The sequence below is a fragment of the Streptomyces sp. NPDC047000 genome (assembly GCF_040644295.1).
In the GTDB taxonomy this organism is placed as follows: Bacteria; Actinomycetota; Actinomycetes; order Streptomycetales; family Streptomycetaceae; genus Streptomyces.
Map to the genome: position 1 here is coordinate 188,003 of NZ_JBEYWE010000006.1, position 22,032 is coordinate 210,034.

Below are 22,032 nucleotides of genomic sequence, written 5' to 3' on the forward strand. Positions count from 1 at the left end.
TCGGTGCGGGAGTTGATCGTCGAGGCGGACGGCGGTTCCCGGGGAAACCCGGGCCCGGCCGGCTACGGCAGCGTGGTGATCGACGCGACGACGGGGGAGGCCCTGGCGGAGGCGGCGGAGTACATCGGCGTGGCCACGAACAACGTGGCGGAGTACCGGGGTCTGCTGGCGGGCCTGACGGCCGCCCGTACGGTGGACGCGACGGCCACCGTGCACGTCCGCATGGACTCCAAGCTGGTCGTCGAGCAGATGTCGGGCCGCTGGCAGATCAAGCACCCGGCGATGCGCCCGCTGGCGGCGGAGGCGGCCCGGATCTTCCCGCCCGACCGGGTGACGTACGAGTGGATCCCGCGCGAGCGCAACAAGCACGCGGACCGCTTGGCGAACGAGGCGATGGACGCGGGCGCGCGCGGCGAGCAGTGGACACCACCGCCCGACCGTACGGCGTCTGCCGTGCCGGACTGTACGGCGTCCGACGCGGCCGACGTCCGTGCGGCGCGCCAGGTGGCCAGGTCCACGGCCGCCCGTGACGCCGCCGCCCCCGGCTGGTCGTCGGCACCCGACCTCGGCACCCCCGCCACCTTCGTCCTCCTGCGCCACGGCGAGACCCCGCTGACGCCCCAGAAGCGCTTCTCGGGCAGCGGCGGCTCCGACCCGGCGTTGTCGGAGATCGGCAGGGAGCAGGCGGAACGCGCCGGGGCGGCCCTGTCCCGCAGGGGGACGATCGAGGCGATCGTGGCGTCCCCGCTGACCCGGACCCGGGAGACGGCGGCCGCGGTCGCCGCCCGTCTGGGTCTGGACGTGACGGTGGACGACGGCCTGCGCGAAACGGACTTCGGTGCCTGGGAGGGCCTGACGTTCGCCGAGGTACGCGACCGCTATCCCGACGACCTGAACACCTGGCTCGCCGACTCGGAGGCGGAGCCGACCGGCGGGGGCGAGAGCTTCACGGCGACGGCGGACCGCATAGCCGAGACCCGCGACCGCCTGCTGGCGGCGTACGCGGGCCGTACGGTCCTGCTGGTCACGCACGTGACCCCGATCAAGACGTTCGTCCGCCTGGCCCTGGGCGCCCCGCCGGAGTCCCTGTTCCGCATGGAGCTCTCGGCGGCGTCGCTGTCGGCGGTGGCGTACTACGGGGACGGGAACGCGAGCGTGCGGCTGGTGAACGACACGTCGCACCTGCGGTGAGCGGGGCGGTCCCGGCTCAGTGGACCTCGTCGACGAGAACGTCGACGGCCCAGGCCCTGCCCGTCACCGCACCGGCGGTCTCCACCACGTACCCGAGATCACGCAGCGCGGAGACGAGTTCGGCGGGCCCGCCCGGCTCGGCCCCCGCCGAGAGCAGACTGCGCACGATCCGCCCCTTGGTCGCCTTGTTGAAGTGGCTGACGACCTTCCGTGTCGGCGCGTGCAGCACCCGTACGCCCACGGTCCGCGAGGCGATGTCCCCGGAAGGCTTCCAGGCGGCGGCGTAGGCGGAGGACCGCAGGTCGAGCACGACCCCGCTCCCGGCGGCCACCTCGGACAGCACGGCCCCCATGGCCTTGCGCCAATGCGCCGCGAGCCCCCCGATGCCAGGCAGCCTGACCCCCATGGGACACCGGTAGGAAGGAATTCGGTCGGTGACCCGGACGGCCCCCCACAACCCGGAGAACACGAGCAGCGACCGCCCGGCGAGCCGGGAGGCGGTGGCGTCGAGCGTGCCGATGCCGAGGGCGTCGTAGAGCACCCCGGTGTAGACCTCCCCGGCGGGCCGGGCCGCGGAGCTGAGCAGCAGGGCGTTCTTGCCCACTTCCCCCCGCAGCCCCGCACTCAGCCCGAGCACCTCACGCGCCTTGTCCTCGTCCCCGGAACACAGCTCGACGAGCTCGCTCAGCACAGCCTGCCGGGCGTCGTTCAACCCGGGCAGCGACAGCGACTCCAGCCGCAGCGGCGCACCCCGCCCGGCAGGGGCCTTGCCTTCGGAGGGCGGCAGGAGGACGAGCAAGGGGGCTCCTCGGGGGGCGTCGGGGGAGTGTGAGCTCCGGGACAGGGTAACGGGGCCCGGGGACGGAACCGGCCGCGCCCGGCGCCCGGTACCATGGTCCACACGGCAGACGAGCCGGGCGGACGGCCGCGTGGATTCCCCTGACGGGGACTCCCCGAGGAACGTCCGGGCTCCACAGGGCAGGGTGATGGCTAACGGCCACCCGGGGTGACCCGCGGGACAGTGCCACAGAAAACAGACCGCCCGGTGCTTCGGCACCGGGTAAGGGTGAAACGGTGGTGTAAGAGACCACCAGTGCCCAGGGCGACCTGGGCAGCTAGGTAAACCCCACCCGGAGCAAGGTCAAAAGGAGCGCCGTGAAACGCGCTCTGCGCGGACGTCCGAGGGCTGCCCGCCCGAGTCCGCGGGTAGACCGCACGAGACCGGCGGCAACGCCGGCCCTAGATGGATGGCCGTCACCGGACGGTTCGCGAGAACCCCCGGCACAAAACCCGGCGTACAGCCCGACTCGTCTGCCGCTCTCTATTTGCCCAGGTCAGAGGCCATGTCTGAACCCTCGGGGTCGAATCCGGGTCGAATCCGGGCTGAGGGTATCGTCGTTTCTGTCCGCCGCCCATGCGACATATCCGGGCATTCTTGCTACCGCATGTGATCCACTGTCGTTCTTGAGGAGACATCTCGCTTCTGGTGCCCTCGGAAGTACATGTACGAGGTGTCTTCCTGCGGACTTGCTCCGGCTGAGCCTGAGCGCCGATGACGCTCCTCCAGCGAGCCGAGCCCGAGACCGGGCAGATAACATTTCTTGCGCGTGTCGAGGCAGCCGTCAATGGCGCCCTCGCACGTATCGCGGGACACGCTGGACTGAAGTCCTGTGGCTGACAGTTTGGTGCCGTGGAAGTGACAGTCCTCCGGCTGGAGAACTGGAATCGGATGTCCTCGGGGTCACACCCAGGAGCGACGAACGCTCTTCTCGCCGCCTTTCGGTGCGTCAGGCTGGAGGGCGGCGGCCGGTGCCGTCGCTCTCCAGCCTGACGCTGCCCTGTTGTGGGAGATCGCTGGTGCACACGCTTCCGCCAGATCCGGACACCGAGCGGCGCATGCGCGCCCGCCACGCGCATGCCGCCAGGGCCCTGCACGTCGGGCCGAATCCGTCGGGGAGCTGGGGGCGGGCCGGGCGCACCCTGGGCGCTCCGGCCCGCATCGCCGTCGGCCGCCCGGCGTGGCTGCGCCTGGTGTCAGCGTGGGAGGACTAGACGTCGGGGAAGCTGCGGGAAGGCGCTCTGGCCGCACAGTTCGCCTTCGATGACCTCGGCGGGCGCTGGCCCGTGCTGCTGGGCGTGCATGACGCCTTCGACGCCACCACCGCCTACCGGGCGGAACTGTCGGCGCACGTCGACCAACTACTTCTGTCCGACGATCCGGTCCTCCGCCACCACCTGCGGCTGCCGGGCTTCTGATGGGAAGACCTCGCCGGAACGCTGGAGAAGGCGGCGGCCGTCGACACCGAGTGCGTGGGAGTGTCTCAGGAGTACATGGACCGGGCCATCCCTGAATTCCCCAGGATTCCCGCTCCGGCCGTCACCTGCTGGACCACCGCCCACGCCGGCTTGCACTGGGCCAACCTCACCGCCCCCCTGCAGATCCTGGACGCAGGAGCCCGGCTGCCGTCCCGTTCAGGAGGGCCTGGGCTTTGCGTTCGACCAGCACGGGGGACGAACTCGTGTACGGGCCGGTTTGTGAAGGAGGCGTCTGCCCTGGCGACGGCCTGTTCGACCTCGGCCGCGGTGCGTGCCGTGTGGAAGGTGTTCTTCAGGCGTTCCGCGAGTGCGCGGATGGCCTCGTCCTCGCCTGTCGGGCTGGCCACAGTGTCACCTGCCTGGAGGAGTACCTCTCAGTCCCGTCCGAGAGACGCGGGCGGGACTGCCCCGCTGCGGTGATCGTTGCATGGGTACGTGGGTCGTCGTCGGGATTCGGCCATGCCTGATGAGCCTGCAGGGCGAGGCTGGCCAGGGTCATCAGCAGGTCGACGTCCGCTGCGACGTCCAGGCGTACCGTCACCCATGCCGAGCCGGGCATCGTGCGTACGGCGGTGGTCGCCTCAAGGTGTTCCCGGAACTGCCGAGGCCGCGTGTTGTTGTCCCACGTCATGGAGTGATCCTCCGTCGTTCACGTGTGGTCCGAGTCAACTCAGGATAGGAGGGACCACTGACAACGACCGGTACGCGCATGCGGGAGGAGATTGGAGGCAGGCACCTGACAGTCCACTCAGGAGTCAGCGGTTTGTCTTTGTCACGCTCGCCGGTCGGATGGCCAGGACAGCGTCGTCCTGGATGCTGACCGGGCCGCCCCGGTTGCTCTAGCCGGTGATCACCGCCCGGGTCGGCGTCTGGGCCGCTGTCGTCGAGGCCGAAGAAGCGCAGGTTGGCCATGACACCGAGTCCGGCCGTCCGCAGTTTCGCGGTGAGCTGGTCGTGACGGCAGGCGCTGATCCTTCTACGAGCGCCTCCCGCTCGACGTCCTGGAGACCACCGGCGACACCGAGCCGATGGAGCAGCTCGCAGAGAGGGTGGGACCCGAACGCGTAACCGCGCAGTTGTGACGCATGCGGCCGGCCGTCTGCGGCACGGAGCGCCGGTGGCCGGCCACCCGGCTTCGACACAGAGCGGTACGCCAAGCGCAACGCTGTCGAGCGGGCGATCAACAAGTTGACACAGTTCCGCGCGGCCGGAGGCTCAGAGGTCGAAATCATGGCCCTTTGCCGGAACCACCATTCGTGTGCCGCAGCCCAAGGTCTCGTCTCAGCTCGCCCAGCAGCCTGGTGTCGCTCATCCCGCTCATGCCTACTGTGCCGTCCTCGCGCAAGTGGATCTCCAGGCGGTCGTGCCACGAGCCTTGTTCGGTGTCCGGGTTCTCGATTTCCGCGACGAGTTGTGCGTAGCGGGGGGTGAGCGCGATGAACCGCTGGTTCGTCGAGCCCGCCCAGGGGCGGCGGCGATCTGGGAGCGTGCGTACGTAGGGGCCGTCGACGAGCAGGTCGGTCGCGGCCAGCAGGTCGGCGGCACCTGGAACGGGGTTCGTCTGGAGCTCTTCGTAGCGGTAGCCGGTGAACGCCATCACGGTCAGGTCCATGGCCCGAACGCCGGCGGCGAACTCGGCTAGGGCGGTGGCTTGTTCGAACGGCTCTCCGCCCAGCAGGGTGACGCCTTCTACAGGCGGGCCCTCGCGCAAGACGGTGACGAGGTCCGTAGCCTCGACCAGGCTGCCGCCCTGTGCTGGCCAGAAGTGCGGATTGACACAGCCAGGACAGCGGATGGCACACCCCTGCACCCAGAGGGCGGCTCGTGCTCCTGGCCCCTCGGCTTGTGTCCAGGCCACCCATCGGCCGAGTCGGACCTTCACATGCCCTCCCACTCGGTCTCCTGGGCCGAGGTGCCCTCCCATTCGTTCTCCGCATGCGAGGACCAGGCGTCCTCTGCTGATTCCACGGTGTAGTAGTCCTGGGTGTAGTGCGCGTGGAGGACCCGTCCCTCGGTCAGCTCCTCCGCGCGCGGGGCCCATGACAGGCAGGCGGTTCCGTGCACTCCGAAGGTCTTGGCCGACACCGTGCCCGTGTCCGCCAGCGTCAGTTCCACTCCGCTGCCGTCGTGCTCGGTGACGGTGACCAGATGACCGCCTTGTGGAGCCGGCCGAGGCGGGGACACGGCCAGTCCCTGGGCCCTGCAGCGGGCGACGATGGCTTCGGTGAGCCGGTCGCGCAGGGCCGCGCAGTACGCGGCGTCCAACTGCCGAACGAGGTGTGCCGCGGACTCGGCGTCTACTCCGGGATCGAAGAACGCGGTGAAGGTGGACTGGCCGGAGCGTGCGAAGGCGACGGCAGCGCCGCCGATCCTCCCGTAGTGGTAGCCGCCGTGCCCGCCCTCGTCCGCGCCGACGGCGGCCAGCGCCCTTCCGAGCAGGGCCTCGTCCCGGAGCCGGGTGTCGACGCAGACGATGGGGGCGGCGGCCTTGATGCCGCTGCGGGCTTCGTGATGACGGACCGCCGCCACGATGGCCCCGGCCGCCAGTGCCAGCGGCAGGAGCTCCAGCCCAGTGCTCATACGATCACGGTTCCTTCCGCCCGCCGGCGTCAGCCGAGTTGCCTCATGCCCAACAGGGCGCCGTCTCCCGTCACCGTGAGCGGCTTCTCCAGGTCCTTGCCCTCCGTCGCGAGCAGAACGCCGCTCGCGTGGGCCCACTGCTGCATCTCACGCACTCTTTCGGTCTGGATGCGGGCGAGCGGCGCTGTGGCTTCCACCGCTGCCGCCACATCCTCGAAGCGAATAGGCCGTTTGGCCTGAAAGGCCGCGAACGCGGCCGAGTTCACTGCGTCCAGAAGCTCGGCGCCGCTGAAGTCCGGCGACATCTCGGCGAGCCGGTTGAACGCTTCATCGCTATGCGGGAACTGACCTGCTGCGGCGGGGTGCTTGAGATAGCGCCCGATATGGATACGCAGGATCCTGCTGCGCTCCACTCGCGTGGGCAGGTCGACGAAGAAGATCTCGTCGAAGCGCCCTTTGCGGAGGAACTCGGCGGGCAACTGGGAGATGTCGTTCGCGGTGGCGATGACGAAGACGAAGGCGGTGTGTTCCTGCATCCAGGTGAGGAAGGTCCCGAAAACCCTGCTGCCGACTCCGCTGTCGAGACCTCCGGCACTTCTGGCGAACCCCTTTTCGAGCTCGTCGATCCACAGGATGGAGGGCGACATCGCCTCGGCCAGCGAGAGCGCTTCGCGCATGTTCGCCTCGCTGCTGCCGACGAGGCCCGCGAAGATCCGGCCCACGTCGAGACGGAGCAGCGGAAGGTTCCACGCCACGCTGGTGCACTTGGCCGTGAGGCTCTTCCCGCAGCCCGGGACTCCGGTGATGAGAATGCCTCGAGGCTGGCGGATCCCCCACTCACTGCCTCTGCCGAGCCAGCTGCCCTCACGCTGCTTCAACCAGTTCCGCAGCGTGCCCAGGCCGCCTATCTCAAGGTCCTCCTCGGACAGTGTGGAGACATACTCCAGGATCTCGGTCCGCCGCACGGCCTGCCGCTTTTCGTCCGCCACCAGGTCCGTGGCGCGCTTGTCGATACGGCCGTGCCGGCTGAATGCCCGGGCGAAGGCGTTCTCGGCCTCGTCGCAGGTGAGGCCATGGGCAGTGGTGACGAGAACACCGTTGGAGGAACGGTCGGCGATCCCGTTGTCCCGCAAGAACTTGGTCAGGACGTCGTCCAGTTCGGCCTTCGAGGGGGGATTCAGCTCGATCAGGTGGATGTCCTTGTCGAGATCCGGCGGGAGAGCCAACTCGGGGGAGACGATGATCAGCGTCTTTCTGTCCCGCCCGCGCTTGAGCGGCTCACGGAGGTCACGCAGCGTCCGGACGACCTTGGCCCGCGTGAGTGGGTTCACTCCGGTGGACTGGGTTCCCAGGAGGAAGTGATGCAGGTCGAGGAAGACGAACACCCCTGATCCCTGGAACTGCTGGACCGCCTCCAGTGCTCGCAGTGGCTCGGTGGTGTCGGCGACCACATGCCTCCCGGTCGTGTCACGAAGTCCCGTGGTGACCTTCCAGATGATGACGGGCCGGGGATGACGCACCAGTCGGGGATCGGCCCGCAGGCACAGGTTGAGCTGCTGCATCAGCCGGTCCTCTTCGTGCGTACGGACGTGCAGCAGGGGAAAGCGCGCGTGGATCAGGGTCGCCAGGGTGTCACGGAACTCCGCCGTCGGATCGGTACGGTCCGGAAAGGTCAATCCAATCGCCTCCCCGGGTGAGGTTCCTGACCCGGCGGTGGGGAGGCCGGGGGCGGCTCGGAGCGGGACGGTGGCGGTGCCGCATACGGGGGCGGGGGTTCGAAGCGGCGTGGTGGCGGTGTGTGGGGAGGCGGGAGCGGCATCCGTGGCGGCGCGACGTGCGGGGGCGGGGATGGTTCGACCGGAGGGTGCTGGGCCGGCAGGTAGTGGGGCAGCGTGGCCTTGAGGAAGTCGATCGTCTGCCCGGGCAGTCTGGCCTGGTTCGCCAGGCCCAGCACCGGGGCCACCATCAGCGGAGGAAGTGCGGCGGACCACATGACGGCGGCCGCGCTCTTGGCCATCCAGGGTGCCTTCCCGATCTCCACGACGAGGTCGACACCGTCCTGGCGCATGGTGACCGTCAGGGCCACCGCCATGCCCAGGGCCCGCTTCCACTGGCTGCTGGACCGGGCTTGGACGACGTGGGTGTTGCCGACGGGCATGATCTGCACCTTCATGTGCTGGCTCTCGTACCACCGGCCCAGGCCCTCGGCGGCTGCGAGGAGATCGACATTGGGTGCGCGCAGGCGTGTGGACTTGACCGATTCCACTGATGCCGCGGGCGAGGTGGGCTGCAGCGCATCGCGCAGACTCCGCATGCGACTGTCACCCGGGCCGTCGGGGTGGGTCACGCTCTGCTCCCAGGTTCAGGACTCGTCGTCGGAATCGTCGAAGGGGTGGTCGTCGAGGTACCGGAGCTCACCGTCGACCTCGCGACGGATTCGCCTCACCCCCCTTATCTCGCGGGCCAGTTCACGGACGTTGCCGATGAGGTTCCTGAGACTTCCCGAACCGTCGTCGGCCAGTTGGATCAACTGGACCGCAGCGGTGACACCGACCAGAACCTGTTCGGTGTCGATCAGGTAGTCGTCGACTTCAGCGTCCGCCTCTCCCACTTGAGGCAGGGAGGCGAGCTTGTCGCGGAGCAGGGCCGCGCCGGCGAGCGCGCTCTCATGGTCGGCGAAGTCCACGTGCAGATAGATGACGTCAGACATGCGAGCTCCCGGAAACGAGCGGCCTGGGACGACCGCGGGACACGAGGAACAGGGGCGCCCATACAGCGGTGGCCCGACCGAGCAGACCGGCGGTCCGCCGGAATCTCAGAACTGCGGTACGAAGAGCCTGATCCGGTGCCTGCCTGTCGTTGACGAGCGCCTCGTGCACGAAGGCGCTGATCTGGACGCACTGCTTGCTCTTGATCGGCCAGAGCGCGCCCAGCACCGCGGAAGCCCCCGCGGCGAAGCATGCCGCCTGCAGGCCGAACACCTCATCCCCCGGCAGGCCTGCCTCACCGCCCGCCATGGTGATCGCCCGCTGCCCCGAGCAGCAGGCGGTGAGCGTCACCAATGCCCCCGACAAAGGCCACATGGCCATCTCCAGCCCGTCCAGAGGCAGGTCGTGCAGCCACAGGATCGACTCCATAGGGGTGTCGGCGTCGACGCTGGCACCGTGGGTCAGAAGGCTCACACAACCGGCGGACTGGAGGACTCCGCCAGCTGCGTCGAGCAAGGCGCCCTTGGTGGCCTGGGCGTCGGTGAACTCCGTCACAGGCCGCCCGGCGCTACGGTGCATGGCCGCGATCTCGCGTGCCCCGGGAGCCAGCTCGTCGCGTCGCTTGAGGCCCGGCATGACGAACTCGCTGACACCGGCGACTACCGTACCCGGCCCGGGCTCCGGCACGTCCTCGAGCAGGCCGGCCAGGTTCGGCAGATAGACGACGGAGACGTCGTCGAGCAGGGTCCCGTTTCCCCAGGGTAGCGCGTGGATCGGAAGACTGTGCAGGAGGCCGTGCGGGCTGACGTAGAGCCGGGTACAGCCCGTCAGGGCTTTCCTGTCACTTGGCAGCAACCACGGCGCGGATTCGGCCAGTGGGCCGTCGATGTCCACAATGGCGCCGTCTGCGTTCTCCGGCCGTACGAGCTCGACCAGGCGGTCCAGCGCCTCGCGGGCTTTCGGGGGCAGCGTCCGCAGGCCGATGACCTTCCGCTCCCGTCTGACGAGTACGACGAGCAACCGGCTGTCGTCGAGCCAGTAGTGGTAGAGGACGGCTTCCTCCGGGAGCAGGGCCCGCTGGATGTCGCTCAGCGCCGGGACGGGTGCACCGTGCGTGTCACCCCCGGCCAGCAGGTGGTCCCACAGCAGGCGGCGACGCAAGCTGAGTTCGGCACGTTCGCGGGACCCGGCAGGGCTCTCGTCAATGCGCCGACTCAGCTCTGATATCTGCCCCATCTGCTCGGGACTGGGCCGTGTGGTGGCGTTCGCCAGTCGCCGCGCCTTCGAGAGCTCCATGACGTGGAAGAGGCGTTCGGCGTCCTTCGCGTAGTACGCGGCCTCCACCGCGAGTCGGTACAGGTCGATGCGGTCTTTGAGGTAGAAGTCCTTCATATAGGTGCCGCTGACGTCATAGCGGTGAGCCTCCACCAGCGCGATCCCCCGGGACGTCACCCTGGAGACCTCGCGCCAGTCGCCGATCGCCGCGTGGCAGGCCGCGAGCCGCGCCAGGAGTACCGGTTGGAAGTCGTGCCGGCTCGCGTCGCCGAGCAGGCCGAGCGCTTCTCGCAGCACCGCGATCGCGTCGAGGGGGCGGTCCGTACGCAGCAGCAGCTCGCCCCGACGTCTTGCCACCCCCGCCTGGAATCTCGTCACGCCGAGCCGGCAGGCATGCTCCCAGAGCTCGCTCAACCGGGCGAGCATCTCGTCCGTCGGCCGGGCTGACTGCTCAGCGTCGATCTCCGCGAGGGCAGCGGCGAAGTCACCGATGGGGCCGGAGGCAGCCTGCATGGCGTCGCTTGCGGACTTACCGAGGAAGGCCGTGGTGACGGCGGCGAAATCTGGCTGAGCACGGAACTCCTCGGTATACCTTCGTGCTTCTCGCGGGTCCTCCGCGATCTGGGCACGGGCCAGACCCAGCGTCTGCCGAAGACCGTGCATCGTGACAGCTCGCTGCACCGGCTCGACAAACTCCTTGACACCTTTCGGCGTCCAGGCCGTGCCGTTCCCCGACGCGTCCATGAGCCGCTCAAGCGCCTCCGGCAGGGGTGTGTTCCGAGGGGCAGCCGCTTCGAGTGCCTCCGCGGCGGCCTCGAAGAGCCGCCGCGCTTCGGCGAGATCACCCCCACGCGCATAGAGCTGCCCGGTCTCGATCTGCTTGCCGATGGCCTCCAGGTCGGTGGCGGGGCCGACTGATTCGGCGCCAGGAGCCAGCCGCCGGATCTCGGCGTCGACATTTCCGCTGCTGTAAAGCTGAGTATGAGCGGAGGCAACAGCGCAGCGCTGCGCTGACGTTTCGTTCCCGAGCCGCTGATGCAGTTCCATGGCTGTAGCGAAGCGCCGTACGGCCTCGGTCGCGTCGCCTAAGGCGTCGTAGGCGCGAGCGACCCATTCGCAGGCGTCGGCACGCCGCTGTGCGCATGTCGTGCGAACGGTCTCCCGCAGACCCTCCGCAACCTTGGAAGTGTCCCCGTCCAGTTCGTCCGCCACGAGCGCTTCGAACTCCCGGGTGGCCGTGTCGATGTCTGCGGCCAGTTCCTTCATCCTGGCGACGAACTCCGCGTCGACGCAGCCTTCGAGGCAGAAGCCCCCCATCAACAGCAGTTCTGCGGCGACGTCGTCCACGCGGGCTTCCGCCGCCATCACCCGCGCCCAACTCCCGTCGGATGATGACGAGTTGTCGTCCATGCGCTCCCACGCTCCCCCGAGTGCCGCTGCCCTCAGCGAGTGTAGGAGCCCCTCCTGTCGCACATCGGACCTCGCGGGGGGCCGGATACGAAAGCGCGGCTCGGTTCAGCTTTCTGTCGTAGCCTCGACCCATCGAATCGCCGAGGCGCGGGCGTAGTGGGGCGCACGCACAAGATCGACATGGCTGTCGCCCCCCCGGGGCGGCTAGGGCGCGTATCGAGTCGTGATCAATCTGCGGGATGTGCCTTCGTGGCACGGTCTGGTCCGGTAGACCGTCGTACGTGACGCGAGTGCAACTGACCGACCCGGAGTGGGAGTTCATCGAGCCGTACCTGCCGATCGGCGAGTACGGCCCGTACCCCGAGCGGCTGCGGCAGCAGTTCGAGGGCGTGATCTGGCGGTTCAAGACGGGTGGCCAGTGGCGGGAGATGCCGACAGAGTTCGGTGCCTGGTCGACCGTCCACAACCGCTTCCGGCAGTGGCGTGACGCCGGGGTCTTCGAGGCCCTGCTGGAGGGCCTGATCGCGGAAGCTGCGAAGCGCGGTGAGGTGGACCTGTCCCTGGTCAGCATCGACTCGACCACCGCCCGTGCCCACCACGACGCGGCCGGGATGCACCTGGACGAGGACGTCGTCACCGCTCTGGAGAAAGCCGCCGCCGAGGAGGAGAAGGCCAGGTCAAAGGGGGCAGCCTTGAAGAACAAAGAGGGCAGGAGACCGAAAGCGATCCCGCGCGGGAAGAACGACGACGCGTCCGGCGACGGCACAAGCTCCGGCTGAAGGCCGCCCTCCTCGGACGCTCCAGGGGCGGGCAGACCAGCAAGGTCCACCTCGCCGCCGACCGCAAGTGCCGCCCGCTGGCGTTCATCCTGACCGCGGGCCAGGCAGCGGACAGCCCACAGTTCATCCCCGTCCTGAAGAAGGTGCGGGTACGCGGGCCCGTCGGCCGCCCCCGCACCCGGCCGGACGCAGTCGCCGGGGACAAGACATCCCACGCGGATAAGCGTCAAGCTGCCGCTGGGGTATGTCCGGCTGACGGCTGAGGGAAGGCGATTGCTTCGTCGTAGGTGTGGCCGTTCTGGAGGCAGTGGAACAGCATGCCCATGAAGCGGTTGAAGAGGTTGCGTTGTGCGGCGACGTGGCGGTCGCCGGCTGCTCGTCGGCGGTCGTAGTGGGCTCTGGCGCCTGGCGACCGGGTGAGAGAGACGAAGGCCCAGACGTATCCCACGGCAGCCAGTCGCTGGTTCTTGACCTTCCGGCTCATGACCCAGGGCCTCGGCGTAGTCGCCGGGCATCCGGTTCATGACGGTCTGTCGGATTGGTCGGCCAGGGAGAGCGGTACAGGCACGGCTTCCAAGATCATGGAGTTCTCGACGCCCCGTGACCTGCCTGGAAGACCGTGCCTGCCGAAGCATCATCGCTGATCCCGCCTGCCCTTGACCAACTCCGAGAGCATCCAGAACTCGCGCCGGAAGAAGTGCCCGGACTGCTGGGCCGCCTCGCCCAGGTGCCCGATCCGCGTGATCCCCGTGGAGTGCGCCACGCCCTGGTCGGCGTCCTTGCCCTGGCCGCCTGCGCGGTGCTGGCGGGGGCAACGTCGCTGCTGGCGGTCGGCGAATGGATCACCGACGCGCCGCCCCACGTGCTGGAACACGTCGGCGTGCGACTCGACCCCCTGTTCCCCCAACGGTCCCTGCCTGCGGAAACGACGGTCCGACGGCTGCTGGCCCGGATCGACGGTGACGCATTGGACCTGGCAGTCGGCCGCTGGCTCGCCGACCGCCGCAATCGAACCCGGGGCCGGCTGCACGGCCTGGCGGTCGATGGCAAGAGCCTTCGCGGAGCGGCCAGGGCCAACGGCCGCAAGATCCACCTGCTCGCAGCCCTGGACCACACCACCGGCCTGGTCCTCGCCCAGTTGGACGTGCAGGAAAAGACGAACGAGATCACCTGCTTCCAGCCGTTGCCGGAGACGATGGCAGACCTGGCCGGGGCGGTCGTCACCAGCGACGCCATGCACACCCAACGCGAGCACGCCGACTACCTTCTCGGCCGCGAAGCCCACTACATCGTGATCGTCAAGGGCAACCAGAAGAAGCTCCGCAAGCAGCTCAAATCCCTTCCGTGGACACAGATCCCGCTGCAGGGCCGCGTGAGGGGCATCGGCCACGGACGCTCGGAGATCCGACGGATCAAGGTGGTCACGGTCAACGGCCTGCTCTTCCCCGGAGCCCGGCAGGCCGTGCAGATCAAGCGCCGCCGCACCGACCGCAAGACCGGCAGGACCACCATCAAGACCGTTTACGCCGTCACCAGCCTCACCGCCGAGCAAGCCGACCCCGCCCAGCTGGCGACCCTGATCCGTGATCACTGGCAGATCGAAGCCCTGCACCACGTCAGAGACACCACGTTCGCCGAAGACGCCTCACAGCTGCGAACCGGCAACACGCCCCGGGCGATGGCCACCTGGCGCAATCTCGCCATCGGCGCCCTGCGGCTGGCCGGCGCGACCAACATCGCCGCCGCTCTGCGACACAACGCCCGCAACGCGGACCGCCCGCTCGCCCTGCTCGGGCTCAAGTGATCACGAAACGGACGCCCGCCGACTACGCCGAAGCCCTGGAGTCGCCTCCGTCGCCATCACCGTTCTGCACGGCATAGGCGATATTCGGTGCGGCCACCGCGGACGCCACCGTGGCGGTGCCGGTGACGGCGAGTGCGGAGCTCGCGAGGGTCAGTGCCTCGCCCGGGCCGACCGCCCCGATTCCGGTCGCCATGAGCGCGCCGCCCAGGCCGTCCGCGGCTGCGCCGAGCAGCAGCTGCCCGAAGCCGAGTGCGGCCATGGGGCGTTGGTCCGGCCGATGACCTGCTGGGCGGTGTCCGCGAAGCCGGAGACCGCGTTGGACAGGGAGCTGAACCAGCTCTGACCGGTCGGGTCGCTGCCGGTTACCGGGTTGTTGGCGGCGTAGTCGTAGCCCGTCAGCTGCGAGGGGTCGGTGGCCTCCAGCTGCGGGTCGCGGCTGATGAAGCGGCCGGTCTGCGGGTCGTACTCGCGCAGACCGAGGTTGACCAGGCTGGTGGCGGTGTCGGTGGTGCCGCCGACGTAGCCCTTGTCGCCGGGTCAGGTGGCCGGGGCCGTGCCGCGGGTACCGCCGAAGGGCAGGTACTGACGCCGTGTCACCGCCTGGGTCTGGTGGTCGACGGACAGGTAGGCGGTGCCCTGCCGGTTGGGGATCAGGTGCTGGATGTTCCCGCTGCTGGAGCGGGCGGCCACGGTGGTGGGGTCTGTACGGTGAGTGGTGTAACTCCCGAGTAGGAAGCGGCAGTTGATGACTACTGACGTGAGCGTCTCCGAGAGTGAAGGCCGGGTCACCGGGCCGGCGGCCGGGGTGGATGACGACGAGGTCGTATGTCTGCCCGCTGTCGCTGAGCTGCTGGGCGGCTCGCAGTTTGCCTTCGACCCCGGAACCGGGCGTCGCGGTGGCTGGACATGTGGTGCGGCCACCTCTGGTCTGTACCTCTCAGATAGATCTGCTGAGTGGAAGGCGAGCCCCGTCCGGTCGGCAGTGGCCTGGCCGCGACACGGAGATCCACCGGTGAGCGACGGCAGTGGTGTTCGCGGCGGGGCCGAAGGGATACGGCAGCCGGGCTGAGGCCGGGTAAACGTGTCCCGCCACTTGAAACCGGATCCCGCTACGGCGTACCACCGCCCCGGTTCCCCGTCACGGCACCACCCCTGAGAGACGGCCCGTTCGCCGCCGGTGCCTCGCCAGCCTCCGTGCCCGGTCACCACCGAGACTGGCGGGCGAGGTGACGTTGCAGATCGATATGACGGAACTGGTGGACGGGTCCCACCTGGCGCAGGATGCCTCGGTCCCGGGCGTCGTCGAGGAAAGCCATGAGGTCGGGCGGGAATTCCTCATGGCGGGCCAGGTGGCGTTGTGTGAGGACGAAGAGGATGTACGAGGTCTGCCGGAGGGCACCCAGCATGGCCCCCAGCAGGGTGTAGAGCAAGGCGAACGTCGCGACGCCGAAGATGCCGGAGCCGCCGGTCAGGGTCAGGGGTGCGACTGACAGGCCGAAGACCACCAGGAAGACACCACCGGTCATCAGTGTCATCGTGGCGCTCGCTTCACGGTCCTGACGCAGGACGCTTTCGGGTCCCACCACTGTGGCCAGATCGGGCGTCTGGACGGACAGCCCGAAACCGATGCCCCCGGCAAGCCCGGTGACCAGGGCGATGGACAAGCCGACCGCGACGATCACCCTCCATGCGGAGGGGTCCGCTCCCCATTGCGACGGCATCGCCGCGCTCACGCACGCGGCGATGACCGTGAGCACCAGACTGAGCAGCAGCGCCGCCAGACAACCGGGCCGGCTCCACGCCCAGGCCAGCCGTCCACCGGGTGTCACGGCTGTTTCCCTCAGGCTGACACGGGCGGCGTAGGAGAGGCCCAGGAAGAGTCCCAGCCTGGCGCCGCCCTCAAGTGATTCGCCACTCATGGTGAGGGGGTTGCCCCCGTTCACCGGCTGGACCGATACGACGAGGTAGGTGATCACCCCCTGCGTCATCGCACCGATCAGTGTGCCGGTCAGCCCCAGGGCCAAAATCCGCGCGGACCCCAGGGACCGGAATCGTGCCGTTGCCCGGCGGAGGGCCGCGAAGCCCAGGAAGATGATGATCGCGATGCCTGCGAGGTCACCGCAGGTCCACAGGACCGGGGCGTCGCCAGAGGGCGCGACGAGCATCATCAGGCCGCACGCGATCGCCACCAGGGCCGGGTGGGCCCCGGCGACGGTCAGTGCGGTCAGGAGCCCGAGGTACAGGCCCAGACAGAGGCAGTAGAGGATGTCTCCCTGTGCCCCGTGAGTTAGCGACGCCGTCGCGCCGGTGGTGACCGTGGCCGTCACCAGGACGGCACCGCCCAGGACGGGGGCGACGAAGCGCGCCGCCCGGCGCGTCGGCAGGAGAGACCTCAGCCTCCACCAGGCGATGTCCGGAGCACCGCCCTGGTCGTGCTCCAGATGCCAGGCGATCCGGGTCAGGACTCGGTGTGCCTGCGGGGCATCGGTTCCGTACACGCCAGGGAGGAAACTCGCGAGCAGGTGCTCGTCCACCTCTTCCCTCGTGCGGAATTGGCCCTCCCGGCAAAGTCCCGCCGGGTCCGGCGGCAGGGTGCGACCTGGATAGCCCGGTTCCAGGGAGGAGCGGTAGAACCTGCGCGCGAGAAACAGGCCCAACGGAGTGCTCAGGGCCTGCCCGACGGGACTTGGCGTGCCGAGTTCGGCCACCACCGGCTCCCAGCGACGTGCCTCCGCGGTGCCGGGCCTCCCGCGGAGGTACCGGGCCGCGTCGGCGGCGTCCATGGGCAGGATGGTGATCCCCGCCGCTCCGTACACGCCGATGGCGAGGTCCGCGCCGTGGACGGCCTCGCGGAACTCCGCGAGGCGGCTGGAGAGCACCAGCGGGGCGGTGATCCATGGTTCGTCGTTGACGGCGGCCAGCACCTTGGCACGCAGGCCGACCGGCAGCTCGTCGAAGCCGTCGAGAATCGGCAGGATGCGCTGCCCCGTGAGCAGTGCCTCGGCCAGGTCGGCGGCGCCGTGCGTTGCGGGACCGGCCGGCGGGGGTGCGGCCAGTCCGGGATAGAGCTGGCGGAGCTGGCGGACCATCAATTCCGAGAGGGTGGTGTCATCCGGATGCCAGGAGCCGAGGTTGAAGAGCACCGGCACACGTTCCTCGGGGACCGTGGCTCTGCGTTCGAGCAGATGCAGCAGAAGGCGGTTCAGGAGCGTTGTCTTGCCCGCTCCGGGGTCCCCGAGGAGGAGCAGTCGCCGCGCCGGTGTCCTGACGCTGAACACGTCCCCGATGTCCCCGTCACGGCCGGCCAGGCCGACGGCCGTGGACGGCCAGTTGCCCGGGTTCCCGGGGCAGCCGCCGGGCCACTCGGCAGCGGTGGACCGCAGGTCCGACCAGTCGTGGACGAAATCGAAGTCCGCAGAGGCCCAGGTGACCGGCAGTGGAGCGAAGCTGTCCAGGCCACGGGCCTGCGGCTCGGCTTCCCACTGCCGTCGCACGAGGTCGGCCAGATCGCGGGCCGCGGACTCCATGTCGCTCGCGCGGCCGGCGTCGAGCCGGTCGTGCTGGAACGCCTTCCAGGACAGGTACAAGGGTGCCAGCGTGGGCAGTGTCACGCTCAGCACCGATATGACGCCCAGTTTCCCCACGTAGGCCATCAGCAACGCGGCGCATGCCCCGCCCATCGCCAACGCCCAGTACCACCGACCGACACGCCCCCGCCCGGACGCCCCCGCAACTGTCATGTCGCCATGGTGTCGGACCGTGCCCCGCGACGGCGGAATATCGGCGTTTTCCAGGAAGGTCCATCGGCTGCCGGAAGGACGCCGCCCAATGCCATCGGTGAGCAATAGTCCTCGGGTTCCGTGTTCGTCAGCAGCTCCCTGGCACGACTGAGAGCGGCTGGACCTGGGCCTGGTCGTTGAAGGGGTGGCGCCCTGTGCCGGGGATCCTTGCCGGCCGGAGTGGCGGGCGTCAGCTCGTGGTGACCAGCTCGTCGAGCAGCTGCTCCACCAGATGGTTGTCACCGAGGAAGCTCTTCACCGAGGCGTCCTCGTTGCGTCGAGGGTCCATGCCCGACCAGTTCACGTCGTATCCCGCGTCGGCGCCGAGTTGGGCGAGGAACGCTCGCTGGGCACGGCCGTTGCCCTCACGGAACGGGTGGAGGACGTTCAGGTCGCCGTACAACGTGGCCAGTTGGGTGACGAATTCCTGCCGGGGGAGATTCTGAAGCCGACCGGAGGAGGCGAGACGGCCGAAGACCTCTCCGGCGTAGGACACCAGGTTTCTCGCCGGGCAGAACGGTGTGCGCTTGGCGATGTTCACGGTGCGTAACTCGCCTGCCCACGGATAGATGTCCCCGAAGACCGCGGCATGGAACGCTTGGAGATGGCCGAGGTCGTACGCGCCGGGCAGAGGGCGTTCGGTGAGCAGGATGAGGCGCGCCCGAGTGATGTCCGCCTCCGCTGCCGCGAGCAGCTGGTGGTCGGTGATACCGAGCTTGTTGCGCAGCACGCCGTTGGGCAGGGCGTACGGATCGTTCACCCTGCCCGCCGCTCCGCGGTCTGCCGGTGGCGGGCGATCGCACGGGCGATGAGGGCGTCCGCGTCCAGGTCGCCCTTCACGTACGCCTCGGTGTCGCGGTCGGAGGCATAGGAGGCATGGAGCCCCTCGGCCTCGATGGAGCCGGTGGCCGAGGCGACGGCCGCACGTCGTGCCGCTCGGCCGCTCAGTGCCTCGAAGGCCTCGACGGACAGGAGGACACCCTGGGGCTTGCGGTGGGCGCCGATCAGGACCGGGTCGGCATCCGCGCCGGACTCCGACAGGTCGGTCAGGATCCGCGACAGTCTCGCGCGCGCGTCGCTGACGGTCACGACCTCAGGGATCTCCATGCTGTCACCCGTACCCCTATAGAGCCTTGATTCTGTACAGATTCTAGTACGGATTCCGGCAAGTGTCTCGCCCCCGGGGCGGCAGCGGGTGAGGGCGCGAAGGTAACGGAGAAGACCTTGTGGGCCCGGCTTGCCCGTGCAGGGTGTTGAACCGAGCCGAGACCGCGAGGTTCTCGCCGATGTCGGCGCGGGGGTGCCTCCTCAGTGGCCACCAAGGTAGCCAGGGAAACGCCCTCCCTATGAGTTTGCGCAGGTCATAGCGTTGCGGTGACTCTCCCCGGCGTACAGCCCGATTCGTCTGCCGCTCTTTGTCCCCGCAGTCCGGAGGTCGTGTCGGCTCGCTCGGACCGGGGTCGGGGTCGGCTCGGGAACCCGGGGGCGGCGGGCAGGAGAGCAGGTCCGTGCGGGCGCGCGGCAGTTCGTGGCGTGGTTGTCCGCGAAGGCGCGCGGCGTACCGGCGGCAGCGGCTGTGGTGACCGGTGCGAGGTCGTGGCCGACTCCGTGGTCCGGTGGGGGCGTCCGTGATGCGGGACGGCCCTCTTGACGTGGGTGTCGGTCGGATCGACACTCACTGGGGGAATCCTAGTGGATAGGTAGGGAAATATGAGGCGCCGTGCTCCGGTCACCGTCCGAGCGGGCCGTTCGCCTCTTCTGACCTCCCGACGTCACATCGATCTGCTCCGCGTCCGCAGCGCGATCGGCCACCGAGGCTGAACCAGCCACGAGGGCCGGACCGGGCGGCCCACCAGGATCCGCCCCGGCCGTTCCACCAGCTGGACCGGCGTTGACATTCGTTCGGGTGGTTGTCTTGACTACCGCCCAGAACGGTCATGAGCGTCAGCGACAAGCCCTGGCTTGCTGACCGGCAACCCTCGCACCGCGGTGGGGTGCCCCAGGTGACGACCGGACCGGACGACGTTTCGGTAAGCGCGAGGCCCCCCGGGGCCGGAACAGTGAGGGTGACGCCATGTACGCAGCTCCCAGAACGGCCGCACGCCGTTCCCAGGGCTCCGTACAGCCGTACCCGAACCCTCTCGTCGCCGATCGCGCCGTCGATCTGCTCCGCGTGAACAGCGCACTGTGTACCGCGCCGGGCCGCGCCCGCTGTCGGGGCTGACACCTCCCCGCAGCGCCCGCCCTCCTCCTGACGAACATGACGGACACCGCCCCCGCGCGGTGTGCCGTCGTCCGCCCAGCCCCCGGGTACCCCGCCGCCGTGTGCGCCGCCGCGCACCGCCGTGCTCCGGGGGTGTTCCGACCCAGCCGGAGCCCACCATGAGCGAACCCCCAGGCGCCACCGTCACCCTCACCGAGGCGCCGACAACCGACCCACCGTCAAAACCGTTCACCGCTCAGCGAGTTCTGCCGCTGCGCCGACCGGGGCGCTGGATCGCCACCGCCGTCGTCCTCGTTCTCGTGACCCAGTTCGTGCACGGACTGGTCTCCAACCCGTTCTACCAGTGGGACCGCTTCGGCTACTGGTTCCTGCGGCCCACCATCCTCGACGGACTGCTGATCACCCTCGAAGTGGCCGCCTACAGCGCGGTGCTGGGCCTGGCCGGCGGCATCCTGCTCGCGCTGGCCAGGCTCTCGAGGAGCCCCGTGCTGCGCGCGGTCAGCTGGACCTACGTCTGGGCGCTGCGCTCCGTCCCGCTCATCGTGGTGCTGCTCTTCCTCTACAACTTCAGTGCCCTGTACAAGACGTTGAGCGTCGGCGTGCCCTTCGGGCCGTCCTTCTTCTCCTTCGACGAGTCGAAGCTCGCCACCGACATGGCCGTCGCCGTCATCGGCCTCAGCCTCAACGAGGCGGCCTACGCGGCCGAGGTCGTCCGCGGCGGCATCCTCTCCGTCGACCAGGGCCAGCACGAGGCGGCCTCCGCACTCGGCCTGCCGAAGGGCTACCAGTTCCGGAAGATCGTCTTCCCGCAGGCGCTGCGCTCCATCACCCCCAACTACGTCAACCAGCTCATCGGTCTGATCAAGTCCACCTCGCTGGTCTTCTACGTCTCCCTGCTCGACCTGTTCGGCTCCGCGCAGACCATGGGTTCCACCTACCCCGGCGACATCGTGCCGCTGCTGCTGGTCGTCACCGTCTGGTACCTGATCCTGACCAGCGTCGTCTCCGTCGTCCAGTTCTACGTCGAGCGGCACTACGCCCGGGGCGCCACCCGCAGCCTGCCGCCGACGCCGTTGCAGAAGCTGCGGGCCGGCCTCGGCGACCTGCGCGACCGCGTCCGCCGGGAGGCCGCCGTATGAGCGCCGGCATCCTCGCGAGGCTCGAGACGGAGCCTGCCGCCGTCGAGGTCCACGACGTGCACAAGTGGTACGGCACCCACCGGGTGCTGGACGGCGTCGACCTGACCGTCCGGCCCGGCGAGGTCACCGTCGTCCTCGGCCCCTCCGGCTCCGGCAAGTCCACCCTGCTGCGGGTCATCAACCACCTGGAGAAACCCGAGATCGGCTACGTCAGCGTCAACGGCGAACTCATCGGTGTGAAGCGGCACGGTGAGCGGCTCAAGGAGCTGAGCGAGCGGGCGATCCTGACCCAGCGCGGGCGGATCGGGTTCGTCTTCCAGAACTTCAACCTCTTCCCGCATCTGACCGTCCTCGGCAACGTGGCCGCCGCCCCGGTCGCCACCGGCAGACTCGGCAAGACCGAAGCGCAGCAGCTGGCACGCGAGTTGCTCGGCCGGGTCGGTCTCGCCGACAGGACCGGCGCCTACCCGCGCCGGCTCTCCGGCGGCCAGCAGCAGCGCGTCGCCATCGCCCGCGCCCTCGCCCTGCGCCCCGGCGTCATCCTCTTCGACGAACCCACCTCCGCCCTCGACCCCGAACTCGTCGGCGAAGTCCTCGCCGTCATCAAGGACCTGGCGACCAGCGGCACCACCCTGGTCATCGTCACCCACGAGATCGGCTTCGCCCGCGAGATCGCCGACCGGGTCGTCTTCCTCGACGGCGGCCGGATCGTCGAGCAGGGCCCGCCCTCCGAGGTCCTCGACAGGCCCCGGCACGAGCGGACCAGGGAATTCCTCAGCAAGGTCCTCTGAAACAGAGCCCGTTGCGGCAGGACCCGCTGAGCCCGC

The 22,032-nt window shown here is 69.2% G+C and carries 20 protein-coding genes, 1 other RNA gene, 4 pseudogenes and 1 riboswitch; of the genes and pseudogenes, 9 read left to right on the forward strand and 16 right to left on the reverse strand.

Annotation, left to right across the window (positions count from 1 at the left end):
• Positions 1 to 3 precede the first annotated feature (3 nt).
• On the forward strand, positions 4 to 1,191 hold the full coding sequence (locus ABZ862_RS13025) for a bifunctional RNase H/acid phosphatase (RefSeq protein ID WP_360956425.1): 1,188 nt from the start codon (positions 4 to 6) through the stop codon (positions 1,189 to 1,191).
• A 16-nt stretch (positions 1,192 to 1,207) separates the two neighbouring features.
• Here the strand turns inward: ABZ862_RS13025 and yaaA are convergent, their stop codons facing one another.
• Positions 1,208 to 1,990 carry a peroxide stress protein YaaA gene (gene yaaA, locus ABZ862_RS13030; RefSeq protein WP_360956427.1) on the reverse strand — a complete coding sequence of 261 codons (783 nt, stop codon included), beginning with the start codon at positions 1,988 to 1,990 and terminating at the stop codon, positions 1,208 to 1,210.
• 110 nt (positions 1,991 to 2,100) lie between these two features.
• Between yaaA and rnpB the strand changes: the two genes are divergently transcribed.
• An RNA gene (gene rnpB, locus ABZ862_RS13035) (RNase P RNA component class A) lies at positions 2,101 to 2,505 on the forward strand.
• Between the two features lie 582 nt (positions 2,506 to 3,087).
• Positions 3,088 to 3,243 (forward strand): hypothetical protein, encoded by a 156-nt coding sequence (locus tag ABZ862_RS13040; RefSeq protein WP_360956429.1) that lies wholly within the window; start codon positions 3,088 to 3,090, stop codon positions 3,241 to 3,243.
• A gap of 269 nt (positions 3,244 to 3,512) precedes the next feature.
• On the opposite strand, the gene ABZ862_RS13045 is transcribed toward ABZ862_RS13040, so the two are convergent.
• Complete coding sequence (locus tag ABZ862_RS13045; RefSeq protein ID WP_360956431.1) at positions 3,513 to 3,854, reverse strand: three-helix bundle dimerization domain-containing protein; 342 nt, start codon at positions 3,852 to 3,854, stop codon at positions 3,513 to 3,515.
• Positions 3,800 to 4,138: a luciferase family protein gene (locus ABZ862_RS13050; protein ID WP_360956433.1), complete on the reverse strand. Its 339-nt coding sequence runs from the start codon at positions 4,136 to 4,138 to the stop codon at positions 3,800 to 3,802. Before ABZ862_RS13050 ends, ABZ862_RS13045 begins: the two co-directional genes overlap by 55 nt.
• 459 nt (positions 4,139 to 4,597) lie before the next feature.
• Between ABZ862_RS13050 and ABZ862_RS13055 the strand changes: the two are divergent.
• A pseudogene (locus ABZ862_RS13055) lies at positions 4,598 to 4,713 on the forward strand (IS5/IS1182 family transposase); the annotation flags it as partial.
• A gap of 22 nt (positions 4,714 to 4,735) precedes the next feature.
• Here the strand turns inward: ABZ862_RS13055 and ABZ862_RS13060 are convergent.
• From ABZ862_RS13060 to ABZ862_RS13085, 6 genes are read right to left on the reverse strand one after another with little or no spacing between them, the layout of a single operon-like run.
• The gene (locus tag ABZ862_RS13060) at positions 4,736 to 5,431 is read right to left on the reverse strand and encodes a 4Fe-4S single cluster domain-containing protein (RefSeq protein ID WP_360956435.1); all 696 of its coding nucleotides are present in this window, start codon (positions 5,429 to 5,431) and stop codon (positions 4,736 to 4,738) included.
• A complete protein-coding gene (locus tag ABZ862_RS13065; RefSeq protein ID WP_360956437.1) occupies positions 5,386 to 6,087 on the reverse strand; it encodes a hypothetical protein in 702 nt (233 codons plus the stop codon). Before ABZ862_RS13065 ends, ABZ862_RS13060 begins: the two co-directional genes overlap by 46 nt.
• Positions 6,088 to 6,116: 29 nt before the next feature.
• Entirely contained in the window at positions 6,117 to 7,763 is a 1,647-nt protein-coding gene (locus tag ABZ862_RS13070; protein ID WP_360956439.1) for an AAA family ATPase, read from the reverse strand.
• Positions 7,760 to 8,401, reverse strand: a complete 642-nt coding sequence (locus ABZ862_RS13075; RefSeq protein WP_360956441.1) for a hypothetical protein — start codon at positions 8,399 to 8,401, stop codon at positions 7,760 to 7,762. The genes ABZ862_RS13070 and ABZ862_RS13075 overlap by 4 nt, the downstream gene beginning before the upstream one ends.
• 48 nt (positions 8,402 to 8,449) lie before the next feature.
• Positions 8,450 to 8,797 carry a hypothetical protein gene (locus ABZ862_RS13080; RefSeq protein WP_360956443.1) on the reverse strand — a complete coding sequence of 116 codons (348 nt, stop codon included), beginning with the start codon at positions 8,795 to 8,797 and terminating at the stop codon, positions 8,450 to 8,452.
• Positions 8,790 to 11,480 (reverse strand): CHAT domain-containing protein, encoded by a 2,691-nt coding sequence (locus tag ABZ862_RS13085; protein ID WP_360956445.1) that lies wholly within the window; start codon positions 11,478 to 11,480, stop codon positions 8,790 to 8,792. The genes ABZ862_RS13080 and ABZ862_RS13085 overlap by 8 nt, the downstream gene beginning before the upstream one ends.
• A gap of 281 nt (positions 11,481 to 11,761) precedes the next feature.
• Between ABZ862_RS13085 and ABZ862_RS13090 the strand changes: the two are divergent.
• Positions 11,762 to 12,372 (forward strand): annotated as a pseudogene (locus ABZ862_RS13090) (transposase); the annotation flags it as partial.
• 113 nt (positions 12,373 to 12,485) lie between these two features.
• Here the strand turns inward: ABZ862_RS13090 and ABZ862_RS13095 are convergent.
• A pseudogene (locus tag ABZ862_RS13095) lies at positions 12,486 to 12,746 on the reverse strand (IS110 family transposase); the annotation flags it as partial.
• Positions 12,747 to 12,878: 132 nt separating this feature from the next.
• Between ABZ862_RS13095 and ABZ862_RS13100 the strand changes: the two are divergent.
• A complete protein-coding gene (locus tag ABZ862_RS13100) occupies positions 12,879 to 14,063 on the forward strand; it encodes an ISAs1 family transposase (RefSeq protein ID WP_360956447.1) in 1,185 nt (394 codons plus the stop codon).
• Positions 14,064 to 14,085: 22 nt separating this feature from the next.
• Here ABZ862_RS13100 and ABZ862_RS13105 read toward each other — a convergent pair whose 3' ends face one another.
• From ABZ862_RS13105 to ABZ862_RS13130, 6 genes and pseudogenes are all read right to left on the reverse strand, one after another.
• Positions 14,086 to 14,322 (reverse strand): hypothetical protein, encoded by a 237-nt coding sequence (locus tag ABZ862_RS13105; protein WP_360956449.1) that lies wholly within the window; start codon positions 14,320 to 14,322, stop codon positions 14,086 to 14,088.
• Positions 14,214 to 14,576 (reverse strand): annotated as a pseudogene (locus ABZ862_RS13110) (RHS repeat-associated core domain-containing protein); the annotation flags it as partial. The pseudogene ABZ862_RS13110 and the gene ABZ862_RS13105, both read right to left, overlap by 109 nt.
• Before the next feature lie 24 nt (positions 14,577 to 14,600).
• Positions 14,601 to 14,753, reverse strand: coding sequence for a hypothetical protein (locus tag ABZ862_RS13115; protein WP_360956451.1), 153 nt, complete (start codon positions 14,751 to 14,753; stop codon positions 14,601 to 14,603).
• Between the two features lie 512 nt (positions 14,754 to 15,265).
• On the reverse strand, positions 15,266 to 17,803 hold the full coding sequence (locus ABZ862_RS13120; RefSeq protein ID WP_360956453.1) for an NACHT domain-containing protein: 2,538 nt from the start codon (positions 17,801 to 17,803) through the stop codon (positions 15,266 to 15,268).
• Between the two features lie 229 nt (positions 17,804 to 18,032).
• On the reverse strand, positions 18,033 to 18,602 hold the full coding sequence (locus tag ABZ862_RS13125; RefSeq protein ID WP_360956455.1) for a Fic family protein: 570 nt from the start codon (positions 18,600 to 18,602) through the stop codon (positions 18,033 to 18,035).
• Positions 18,599 to 18,949 (reverse strand): type II toxin-antitoxin system Phd/YefM family antitoxin, encoded by a 351-nt coding sequence (locus ABZ862_RS13130; RefSeq protein ID WP_360956457.1) that lies wholly within the window; start codon positions 18,947 to 18,949, stop codon positions 18,599 to 18,601. Before ABZ862_RS13130 ends, ABZ862_RS13125 begins: the two co-directional genes overlap by 4 nt.
• Before the next feature lie 603 nt (positions 18,950 to 19,552).
• On the opposite strand from ABZ862_RS13130, the gene ABZ862_RS13135 reads away from it, so the two are divergent.
• The 3 genes from ABZ862_RS13135 to ABZ862_RS13145 all read left to right on the forward strand — a co-directional run bounded on the left by ABZ862_RS13135 (position 19,553) and on the right by ABZ862_RS13145 (position 21,996).
• Positions 19,553 to 19,663 carry a putative leader peptide gene (locus ABZ862_RS13135; RefSeq protein ID WP_360956459.1) on the forward strand — a complete coding sequence of 37 codons (111 nt, stop codon included), beginning with the start codon at positions 19,553 to 19,555 and terminating at the stop codon, positions 19,661 to 19,663.
• A gap of 112 nt (positions 19,664 to 19,775) precedes the next feature.
• Positions 19,776 to 19,885, forward strand: a riboswitch (SAM riboswitch).
• 339 nt (positions 19,886 to 20,224) lie between these two features.
• On the forward strand, positions 20,225 to 21,205 hold the full coding sequence (locus tag ABZ862_RS13140; protein WP_360956460.1) for an amino acid ABC transporter permease: 981 nt from the start codon (positions 20,225 to 20,227) through the stop codon (positions 21,203 to 21,205).
• Positions 21,202 to 21,996, forward strand: coding sequence for an amino acid ABC transporter ATP-binding protein (locus ABZ862_RS13145; protein WP_360956462.1), 795 nt, complete (start codon positions 21,202 to 21,204; stop codon positions 21,994 to 21,996). The genes ABZ862_RS13140 and ABZ862_RS13145 overlap by 4 nt, the downstream gene beginning before the upstream one ends.
• The last annotated feature ends 36 nt before the right edge of the window (positions 21,997 to 22,032 follow it).

Bases quoted from the DNA above. Each gene is read 5' to 3' on its own strand.
- ABZ862_RS13040 (WP_360956429.1), top strand. From the start codon at position 3,088: ATGCGCGCCCGCCACGCGCATGCCGCCAGGGCCCTGCACGTCGGGCCG.
- ABZ862_RS13050 (WP_360956433.1), bottom strand. From the start codon at position 4,138: ATGACGTGGGACAACAACACGCGGCCTCGGCAGTTCCGGGAACACCTT.
- ABZ862_RS13060 (WP_360956435.1), bottom strand. From the start codon at position 5,431: ATGGGAGGGCACCTCGGCCCAGGAGACCGAGTGGGAGGGCATGTGAAG.
- ABZ862_RS13065 (WP_360956437.1), bottom strand. From the start codon at position 6,087: ATGAGCACTGGGCTGGAGCTCCTGCCGCTGGCACTGGCGGCCGGGGCC.
- ABZ862_RS13075 (WP_360956441.1), bottom strand. From the start codon at position 8,401: ATGCGGAGTCTGCGCGATGCGCTGCAGCCCACCTCGCCCGCGGCATCA.
- ABZ862_RS13080 (WP_360956443.1), bottom strand. From the start codon at position 8,797: ATGTCTGACGTCATCTATCTGCACGTGGACTTCGCCGACCATGAGAGC.
- ABZ862_RS13085 (WP_360956445.1), bottom strand. From the start codon at position 11,480: ATGGACGACAACTCGTCATCATCCGACGGGAGTTGGGCGCGGGTGATG.
- ABZ862_RS13105 (WP_360956449.1), bottom strand. From the start codon at position 14,322: ATGGCCGCACTCGGCTTCGGGCAGCTGCTGCTCGGCGCAGCCGCGGAC.
- ABZ862_RS13120 (WP_360956453.1), bottom strand. From the start codon at position 17,803: ATGACAGTTGCGGGGGCGTCCGGGCGGGGGCGTGTCGGTCGGTGGTAC.
- ABZ862_RS13130 (WP_360956457.1), bottom strand. From the start codon at position 18,949: ATGGAGATCCCTGAGGTCGTGACCGTCAGCGACGCGCGCGCGAGACTG.
- ABZ862_RS13135 (WP_360956459.1), top strand. From the start codon at position 19,553: ATGAGGCGCCGTGCTCCGGTCACCGTCCGAGCGGGCCGTTCGCCTCTT.
- ABZ862_RS13140 (WP_360956460.1), top strand. From the start codon at position 20,225: ATGAGCGAACCCCCAGGCGCCACCGTCACCCTCACCGAGGCGCCGACA.
- ABZ862_RS13145 (WP_360956462.1), top strand. From the start codon at position 21,202: ATGAGCGCCGGCATCCTCGCGAGGCTCGAGACGGAGCCTGCCGCCGTC.